Consider the following 1,025-nt stretch of genomic DNA (forward strand, 5'->3'; position numbering starts at 1 on the left):
ATTTTCAACACTGCAAATAACCTAAAATATACAAACCAGCTCGAAAAAGTAGTGAGTGCTGAGCTTGAAAATCCTAGTCGAGAATTCGCATCATACTTTTTTAGAAAGATCAGCGACCAAGTAGCAACTGAAAAAAGGGTCGAGCAGATCATACCTTTACTAAAAGCAGTCTTTACTGGGCGCATCAACGACATGGTAAGAGATAGACTAACATCGGCACTTGACAAGGAGACAAAGAAAGAAGCCGAGCCATTGCCACCTCAAGAAGACGAAAATAAGATCGTAACCACACAAGAGGAATTAGACGCCTTTTATATCATTAGAGCGATACTCGCAGCAATCACAAGTGTAGAAAACATAACATACAGGGACGCTCAGTCTTACTTTGCAATATTTTTTAATGACAATAACCGAAAGCCGATATGCAGGCTATACTTCACAGATAATAAAAAACAAATAGGCATAATGGATAGCGAGAAGAACGAGGCTAGATTTCAGCTTGATAGGATCGAGGATATTTATGCCTATTCTGAAAAGTTATGCGAAGTAGCTAAATTTTACGCTAGTCAAAACTAATACACAAACTATCACGGCAGAGCTTTTCGCTTTGCCAAATAAATTTACTTTCATATTTTTTATGTCACACAAAAACATCTAATACTAAGGCATTTAAAAAATTTAAACCTAAAGTGTTAAAATCTCCTAAATTTAATGCAAATTTATAAAACCCCAAAAGGATCAAAATGATCGAACACTTACTGCTGTTTTTCGCACTGCTAGCCATCATCATCGCTTTGGTGATGGTCTCAAACCGCCTAAAGGTCGCTTATCCTGTTCTATTAGTCCTTGGCGGGCTTGCCATTAGCTTTGTGCCAAATTTACCAAGCATCAAGATCGATCCTGAGCTTATTTTCATCATATTTTTACCGCCGCTTCTTTACGAGGCCGCATGGGCAAACTCGATAAAAGAGCTCTATAAATGGCGCCGAGTGATCGGCAGTTTCGCCTTTATCGTGGTTTTCATA

1 protein-coding gene and 1 pseudogene are annotated in these 1,025 nt (G+C 38.4%); both read left to right on the top strand.

Going from position 1 to position 1,025, the window contains the following annotated elements; all coding sequences use genetic code 11:
* Positions 1-576, top strand: a pseudogene (locus Q0296_RS10105) (hypothetical protein); the annotation flags it as partial.
* Between the two features lie 167 nt (positions 577-743).
* The coding region (locus Q0296_RS10110) for a cation:proton antiporter (protein WP_298040207.1) at positions 744-1,025 on the top strand (282 nt) is incomplete at its 3' end.

Source organism: uncultured Campylobacter sp., assembly GCF_937890585.1.
Classification (GTDB): domain Bacteria; phylum Campylobacterota; class Campylobacteria; order Campylobacterales; family Campylobacteraceae; genus Campylobacter_A.